The sequence below is a fragment of the Actinocrinis sp. genome, assembly GCF_035938995.1.
GTDB lineage: Bacteria > Actinomycetota > Actinomycetes > Streptomycetales > Catenulisporaceae > DASZGI01.
This window is the reverse complement of sequence record NZ_DASZGI010000208.1, coordinates 1-7,946: the sequence shown is the minus strand read 5'-3', so window position 1 is coordinate 7,946 and position 7,946 is coordinate 1. Positions and strand designations below refer to the sequence as shown.

At 73.7% G+C, this 7,946-nt stretch carries 2 protein-coding genes and 1 pseudogene; all 3 read right to left on the bottom strand.

Going from position 1 to position 7,946, the window contains the following annotated elements:
• A partial coding sequence (locus VGZ32_RS14910) for a beta-ketoacyl synthase N-terminal-like domain-containing protein (protein WP_326886622.1) occupies positions 1 to 1,370 on the bottom strand: 1,370 nt, incomplete at its 3' end.
• Between the two features lie 44 nt (positions 1,371 to 1,414).
• A pseudogene (locus VGZ32_RS14905) lies at positions 1,415 to 6,940 on the bottom strand (type I polyketide synthase); the annotation flags it as partial.
• Between the two features lie 43 nt (positions 6,941 to 6,983).
• The coding region (locus tag VGZ32_RS14900; protein WP_326886620.1) for a KR domain-containing protein at positions 6,984 to 7,946 on the bottom strand (963 nt) is incomplete at its 5' end.

Sequence of the window (7,946 nt, the reverse complement as noted above, 5' to 3'; positions counted from 1 at the left end):
GGCGCGGCCTCCATCACGACATGGGCGTTCGTCCCCGACCAGCCGAACGAACTAACCCCGACGAAGCGCGGGCCGTCGCTCTCCGGCAGCGGCACCGCGGCCGTGACCGGTCGGATGTCGCCCGCCGCCTGCGCGGTCTCGGACAGCTCCGTGAGGTTTACGTTCGGCGGGACGACGCCCCGCTCCAGTACCAGGACGGTCTTGATGAGACCCGCCATGCCGGCCGCCGCCTGCGTGTGGCCGATGTTGCTCTTGACGGCTCCGACGTGCAGCGGCCGGTCGGTCGAACGCGCACCGAACACGTCGCCGAGAGCGCCCAGTTCGATCGCGTCGCCGAGCTTGGTGGCCGAGCCGTGCGCCTCGACGTAGACCACCTCGTCCGCAGTCGCTCGCGCCGCGGCGAGCGCCCGGCGGATCACGTCCACCTGCGCCGCGCGGTTCGGCGCGGTCAGGCCGTTGCTGCGGCCATCCTGGTTGACCGCCGAACCGCGAATCACCGCGTGGATGCGGCGCCCGGCCCGCAGCGCGTCGGAGAGGCGTTCGAGCACGACGACGCCACCGCCCTCACCGAGGACGTAGCCGTCCGCGCGGGCGTCGAACGTCTTGCAGAGGCCGTCCGGCGCGAACATCGAGGTCGAGCATCCGTTGACGTACATGTCGGGGTGGATGACGAGGAAGGCGGCGCCGGCCAGCGCCAGGTCGCACTCGCCGCGCCGCAGCGCCTCCTCCGCCTGGTGCACGGCCACCAGCGAGGAGGAGCAAGCAGTGTCAATCGCCATGGTCGGACCGCGCAGGTCGAAGTGGTACGCCAGCCGCCCGGCCGCGACGCTCATGGAGCTGCCCTGACCCGTGTACGGGTCGACCATGAAGCGTTTGCCCTCCAGCTCCGCCTGCATCCGCCCGTACTGGAAGGGGTCTGAGAAGCCGACCAGCACGCCGGTACGGCTGCCCTCCAGGCTCGGCGGCGGCGTCCCGGCGTCCTCCATGGCCTCCCAGAACAGCTCCATCAGGAGCCGTTGTTGCGGGTCCATGCGCAGCGCCTCGCGCGCGGAGGCGCCGAAGAACCGGGCGTCCCAGCCGGCGATGTCGGGCAGGAAGGCGCCGCGGCGGGTGTAGACCCCGCAGCTCTCCTCGTACGGACTCAGGTCGTACCGGCCGCCGGGAACGTCGTCGGCGACCGCGCACCGCCCGGCCGCGAGCGACTCCCAGAAAGCGTCCACCGAGTCCGCGCCCGGATAGCGGCAGGCCATGCCGACGATCGCGATCGGCTCGTGGCGGCGCTCGTCCGCCTGGGCCAGCTTGCGGCGCGTCTCAGCCAGATCGACCGTGACCCGCTTGAGGTAGTCGCGGAGCTTGTCCTCGCCTGCCATGCCTGTTTTCCCCTGTCCTGCCGCGTGTTCTGGGCGCCGCTGCGTCACAGCTGGCTGTCGATGAACTCGAAGATCTCCTCGTCCGAGGCGGCGTCGAGCCGGTCCAGGGACACCTGCGCGCCGTCCCGGCCGCCGAGCCGGGCGAGCGTCGCCTCCAACTCGGCGATCAGGCGCTCCCGCCCGCCGGTGGCGCCGCCGTCGAGCTGCTGCGCGAACTGCTGCAGTGCCCCGCACAGGGCATCCGCCGGGTCGGGCGCGGCGGGCGCCAGCTCGCCCAACAGGTGCGCGGCGAGGGCGGTGGCCGTCGGGTGGTCGAAGACCAGCGTCGGCGGCAGGGCGAGTCCGTTGTCGGCGTTGATGCGGTTACGCAGCTCGACCGCGTTCAGCGAGTCGAAGCCGAGCTCGTTGAAGGTCCGATCGGCCGGGACCGCTTCCGCGGAGCCGTAGGCGAGCACGGCGGCCACGTGGGTGCGGACGTACCGCAGCGCTTCCTGGCGCGCCTCGTCGTCGGAGAGTCCCGCCAGCCGCTCGGCCAGGCCGGTGGGCGAGCCCGCCGAGCCTGCCGCGGCGGCCGACCCCGAGGCGGGCGGCGGAACGCGGACCAGACCGCGCAGCGGAGCCGGGATCTCGTCTCCGGCTTCAGAGCGTGTGCGCAGCGCTGCCGTGTTCCACCGCGAGGCGACCACCAGCGGCTCACCGCCCGACAGGTCGTCCAGCAGCGCCGCGTCGAACAACTCAAGACCCTGCTGCTCGGAGAGCGTCGCGATCCCGGTGCGCGCCAACCGTGCCTCGTCCGCCGCTGACAGCCCTGCCGCCATACCTGCGGACCCGGACCACGAACCCCACGCCACCGATGTGCCGACCAGGTCGGACCGACGGCGGTGCTCCGCCAAGGCGTCGAGGAACGCGTTCGCGGCGCTGTAGTTCCCCTGGCCCGGATTGCCCAGCACGCCCGCGATGGACGAGAACAGGACGAACGCGCGCAGCGGCAGATCGGCGGTCAGCTCGTGCAGCAGCCAGGCGGCGTCGACCTTCGGCTGGAACACCTCCCGCAGCGCCTCCGGGGACAGGCCGCTCAGCGCGGCGTCGCGCAGCACTCCGGCGGCGTGAACGACGACGGTAAGCGGCCGGTCGGCCGGGATCGACTCCAGCAGCCGCTGCACCGCAGACCGGTCGGACGTGTCGCAGGACTCGATGCGGACGCGGGCGCCGAGCCCGCGCAGGCGGTCCGCGAGGTCCGCCGCTCCCGGCGCGTCCGGGCCGCGACGCGAGGTGAGAATCAGGTCGCGTACGCCGAATTTCTCCACCAGCCGCTGTGCCACCAGCGCGCCGAGCCCGCCGGTGCCGCCGGTTACCAGCGCGGTTCCTCCGCCGAGGTCCGCCGAGGCGGTCCCGGTCGGGCGGCGGCGGGCGATCCGGGGCACCAAGAGGCGGTTGCCGTCGACGAGGCACTCGGACTCACCGTCCGCGAACGCCGCCGCGAGCCGGGCCGCGTGGTCGAACCCGCCGCCGTCGCGCACCAGGCCGAATCGGCCGGGCTGCTCGGCCAGGGCAGTGCGTACCAGGCCGTGCACCGCCGCCGCGGCGAGCGAGTCGGGGCCGGTCCGGAAGACCAGGCGGCGGGAGGCGAATCGGTCGTCCGCGATCCAGCGCTGGATCAGCTCGAGCGCGCGGCCGGTCAGCTCGCGGGCCGCGGTCGGCACGTCGGCGTCGGTGTTGGCGGCAGTGTTGACGACAGCCGGGTCCGCGCAGTCGACGACGACGAAATCGGCGCGCTGCCCTGATTCGAGCGCCGCGGCCACCTGCTCCAGATCGTCATACGAGGCCAGACCGGCAATGGGCGTGCCGAGCGCGACCCATGTGGCACCGTCAGCGGGCTCGAGCGGGGACGGCTCAAGCCATTCCAGCCCGTAGTATCCGGCGGGACCCGTCGCGGAGCCCACCGACGCCAGGAGCGCGGCGACCGCGATCGGCCGTACCCGCAGTTCGTCGATCGCCAGCACCCGTCGCCCGCTCTCGTCGGCGGCCTCGACGTGCAAGCCGTCCGGGCCGTCCGCGGTGAGCTTCACCCGCAGCGCCGCGGCTCCGGAGGGTGCGATCCGCACACCGCGGAACACGAACGGCAGCCGGAGTTCTTCGCTTCCGCCCTCGAAGACGTAGGGGTGGAAGGCGGCGTCCAGCAGGACCGGGTGCAGCCCGAAGCCGGGCGTCGCGGCCTGCTCCGGCACGGCGACTTCGGTAAAGAGCTCGCCGCCGCGCCGCCATGCCCCGCGGACGCCGCGGAATGCGGGACCGTATTCGTAGCCGAGTTCGGCGAGCCGGTCGTAGGCGCCCTCGAAGACGACGGGGGCGGCCTGCGGCGGCGGCCAGGCCTCGGCCCATGCGCACGCTCCGGTGTCGGTGTCTCCGTTGGTGGTGGCGTCCGAGGACAGCACGGCGGTGGCGTGGCGCGTCCACGGAGCCTCGTCGTCGGCGCGGGCGTACACCCGCACCGTGTGCTCGTCGCTGTCCAGGACCGCCTGCAGGGCCAGATCGCCGACGGGAGGCAGCACAAGGGGTGCCTCGAAGGTCAGCTCGGCCACAGTCGGGTACCCGGCGTCAGCGCCGAGCCGCGCCACCAGGTCCAAGAGCGCGGAGCCGGGCACCACCACGGTTCCGCCGATCGCGTGGTCGGCCAACCAAGGCAGGTCCGCCACGCCGAGGCGACCGGTAGCCACCGCGCCGCCGCCCGCGACGTCCACTGTCGCGCGCAGCAGCGGATGTCCGGCCTCGCGCAGCCCGGCCGCGGTGACGTCCGCCCGAGCGGGCGGGCGGATCAGCCAGTAGCGCTCGTGGTCGAACGCGTAGGTCGGCAGATCGACGGTCTTGCCGCCGGTGGCGAACTCGGTCCAGGCGACGTCCGCGCCGGCCGTGAAAGCGTCGGCCAGACAGCCGAGCATCGCGGCGGGTTCGGCGTGGTTCTTGCGAGAGGTCGCGGTGACGGTTCCCGCGTCGGGCAGGACGGCGCGGACCATGCCGGACAGCACGGCCTGCGGCCCGACCTCCACATAAAGCTCGGTCCCGGCGGCCGCGAGCCGTTCGACGGCCGGGGCGAAGCCGACCGGCTGCCGGATCTGGTCGGTCCAGTACTCCGGCTCGGTCCAGCGGCGGTCCGCACCGAGATCCGTCTCGTAGGCCAGACCGGGCTCGTGGAACGTCAGAGCCTTGAGCTCGGCGGCGAAGGCGTCGACCATCGGCTCCATCAGCGGGGAGTGGAAGGCGTGGCTGACCGTCAGCCGCTTGACGCGGCGGCCGAGCCCGCGCCAGTGCTCCGCGATCCGCAGACAGGCCTCCTCCTCGCCGGACACGACGACGTCGGCGGGGCCGTTGACCGCGGCGATGCCGACCAGGTGCTCGAGCCCTGCCAGCAGCGGCAGCACCTCCTGCTCGGTGGCGGACACGGCCGCCATCGCGCCGCGGGCCGGCAGGTCCTGCATCAGCCGCGCCCGCGTGGCGACCATGCGCGCCGCGTCGGCCAAGTCCCAGACCCCGGCGATGTGCGCCGCGGCGATCTCGCCGACGGAGTGCCCGGCGACCCGGTCCGGGGTCAGGCCGAGCGAGCCGAGCAGCCGGAAGGCGGCCACCTCGTAGGCGAAGAGGGCCGGCTGCGTATAGCGCGTCTCGTCGAGCGCCGCCGCGGCAGGGCTTCCCGGCTCGGCCCACATCACCTGGTGCAGCGGGCGGTCCAGGTGGGGGTCGAGCGCGGCGCAGACCTCGTCGAAGGCGGCCGCGAACGCAGGGAACCGCCGATAGAGGTCGCGGCCCATCCCGGGGCGCTGGGCGCCCTGGCCGGTGAACAGGAACGCGGTCTTCGGCCGGCGGCCCGTGGTGGCGCCATACGCCGCGGAGGTGTGCGAACGGCCGTCGGCGAGCGCGGCGAGCGCGTCCAGCAGTTCGTCGCGTTCCTGGCCGACCACGACGGCGCGGTGGTCGAAGCGGGCGCGGGTGGTCAGGAGGCTGTGGGCGATGTCGAGGGGCCGCGCCGCGCGGTCGGCGTGGACTTGGTCGTGGAGGCGCTGGGCCGCGGCGCGCAGTGAGACCTCGGTTCGGGCGCTGAGCACCCAGGCCATTGGGCCGTCGTGGCCGTCGCGGCTGTTCGGGAGTGCCGAGTCGTCGTCGGTGGCGGCGGCCGGCTCCGCATCCGGCGCCTCCTCCAGGATCACGTGCGCGTTCGTGCCGCTGATGCCGAAGGAGGACACTGCGGCCCGGCGCCGTTCCCCGTCCCGGCGGGTCCAGGGCTGCTCCTCGGTCAGCAGCCGCACCGCGCCCGAGGACCAGTCCACGTGGTGGGTGGGCTCTGACACGTGCAGCGTGCGCGGCAGCCGGCCGTGCGTCATCGCCATCAGGAGCTTGATGACTCCGGCGACCCCGGCCGCCGCCTGAGTGTGACCGATGTTCGACTTGACCGAGCCGAGCCACAGCGGTTGGTCGGCCGGTCGGCCGCGGCCGTAGGCGGCCAGGATCGCAGTCGCCTCGATTGGGTCGCCGAGCGGGGTGCCGGTGCCGTGCGCCTCTACCGCGTCGACGTCGCCCGGGGTCAGCCGGGCGTCGGCCAGCGCCTGCCGGATGACCCGCTCCTGGGACGCGCCGTTGGGCGCGGTCATCCCGTTGCTGGCGCCGTCCTGGTTCACCGCGGTGCCGCGGATCAGGCCGAAGATCCGGTGCCCGTTGCGGCGCGCGTCGGACAGGCGCTCCAGCAGCAGGACGCCGACCCCTTCGGCCCACACCGCGCCGTCGGCGTCGTCAGAGAATGCCTTGCACACTCCGTCCGGGGCCAGCGCGCGCTGCCGGGAGAACTCGACGAACAGGTCCGGCACCGGCATCACCGTCACGCCTCCGGCCAGCGCGAGCGGGCACTCGCCGCCGCGCAGCGCCTGGACGGCGAGGTGAATCGCGGCCAGGGAGGAGGAGCACGCCGTGTCGAGGCTGATCGCCGGACCTTCGAGGCCGAAGGTGTAGGACACCCGGCCGGACACCATGCTGGGGGCGCCGAAGATCAGCATGGTGCCTTCCAGTTCCTCCGGCATCGCGCCCAGGAACTGGGTGGAGTAGTAGTCGAACATCATCCCCGCCCAGACGCCGGCGCGGGTCCCGCGCAGCGTGGCCGGGTCGACTCCGGCGCGCTCGAACGCCTCCCACGCGGCCTCCAGGAAGAGCCGGTGGTGCGGGTCGGTGGCCAGGGCGGCGCGCGGGCTCATGTGGAAGAACGGCGCGTCGAAGCTGCCCGGCTCGCGCAGGAAGCCGCCGCGGTCGGTGTACGTGGTCCCGAGGACGTCGGGGTCGGGGTTGTAGAGCTTCTCCACGTCCCAGCCGCGGTCGGCCGGGAACGGACCGGTCGCGTCCACTCCCCGGTCCACCAGCTCCCACAGCTGTTCGGGCGCGGTGATCCCGCCCGGGTAACGGCAGGCCATGCCGACGATGGCGATCGGCTCGTGGGCGCGCGCGTCGGAGTCGGCCAACCGGCGCCGCGCGTCGGCCAGGTCGGCCGTCGCCCGGTGGAGGTATTCGCGGAGCTTGTCCTCGGTTGCCATCGCTGTCTCGCTTCCCCTGGTCGGGAATCTCGTCGGAACGCCGTCAGAGCCGGTTGTCGATAAACTGGAAGATCTCTTCGTCGGAGGCGGACCCGAGTCCGGCGCCGCCAAAGGCGAGGCCGGGGTCAGCGCCGCCAGACCCGCTGCCGCCGGGCGCCGCGTCGCCGCGCCCCTCGTCCAGTCGGCGCAGGGCGGAGCGCAACAGCGCCGCGACCCGGTCGCGTTGTCCCGCGTCGGCTTGGTCGAGCTGCGCGGCGATCCGCTCCAGCGCGTCGCCGAGGACCCGGTCCGGTTCCGGGGCCGCGGGTGCCAGCTCTCTGACGAGGTAGTCGGTCACTCCGGCCACGGTGGGCGTGTTGAACACGAGCGTCGCGGGCAGCCGCAGCCCGGTGGCCGTACCGAGCCGGTTGCGCAGCTCGACCGACGTCAGCGAGTCGAGTCCGAGCTCGATGAAGGGGCGGTCCACGTCGACCTCGTCGGCGCTGCCGTGCGCCAGTACCGCGGCGACGTGACTGCGCACCAGCTCGAGGACGGTCCGGCGGGCGTCGTCCGGGGCGAGGGCGGCGAGGCGGCCGGCCAGCGCATCGGGCGCGTCCGTTGGGCCGTCGGCTGCCGAGCTCGCGCCGGTCGTCGGCAGCGTGTCAGCCGTCGCTCTGCGGACGGAGCGGCGGACGGGGGTGCGCACGAAGCCACGCAGTGCCGCCGGAACGTCCCCGCGCAGGTCGGCCGAGTTCCAGGAGGAGGCCACCAGCAGCGGTGCGCTGTCGGCCGACAGACCCAGCGCAGCATCGAGCAAGTCGAGCGCTCGAGCTTCGGTGAGCGACCCGCCGGCGCGGGAGAGGCGGGCCACGTCGGCCGCCGACAAGCCGGAACCCATCCCGCCGTCCATCGCCCAGAGGCCCCAGGCGAGGGAGGTCGCGGGCAGCCCGATGTCGCGCCGGTGCGCGGCGAGGGCGTCGAGGAACGCGTTGGCGGCGGCGTAGTTGGCCTGCCCGGCGCTGCCGAC